Raw genomic sequence first — 457 nt, forward strand, 5'->3', positions numbered from 1 at the left:
AAGTAACCTAGGTGACTCACGCCAGATTCTGTCTGAAGCGATAGCCAAACTTAAATCTCTTGGTGAAGTGAAAGTATCTAAACTTTACCAAAGTCCCCCTATGGGTCCCCAAGATCAGCCGAATTATCTAAATGCAGTCGCTCAGCTAAAAACCGAGTTACTTCCGCTGGACTTACTTGACCAGTTACAGCGTTTTGAGCAGGAAGCTGGGCGGGTGAGGCTCCGTCATTGGGGGGAGCGAACTTTAGATCTTGATCTACTGATTTATGGCAATGAAAAAATACAAAATGAGCGCTTAACCGTGCCGCATGTAGGAATATTACAACGAGATTTTGTTGTGATTCCTTTATTAGATTTAGATGCTGATCTACATATTAATGATCAGCCACTTAAAAATTTAGAACTCATACAGCAGCCAACGCTGACTGTACTTGCTGATGAGTCTTGGGCTTAAAGC

At 42.7% G+C, this 457-nt stretch carries 1 protein-coding gene; it reads left to right on the forward strand.

All coding sequences use genetic code 11. The features are described from left to right. Nucleotides 1-454 (forward strand): 2-amino-4-hydroxy-6-hydroxymethyldihydropteridine diphosphokinase (gene folK, locus K9U40_RS23720; RefSeq protein ID WP_282892509.1); only part of this gene is annotated, 454 nt, incomplete at its 5' end. Between the last annotated feature and the right edge of the window lie 3 nt (nt 455-457).

Origin of the sequence: Xanthobacter autotrophicus (assembly GCF_030015065.1) — a bacterium.
GTDB classification, from domain to species: Bacteria; Pseudomonadota; Alphaproteobacteria; order Rhizobiales; family Xanthobacteraceae; genus Xanthobacter; species Xanthobacter autotrophicus_D.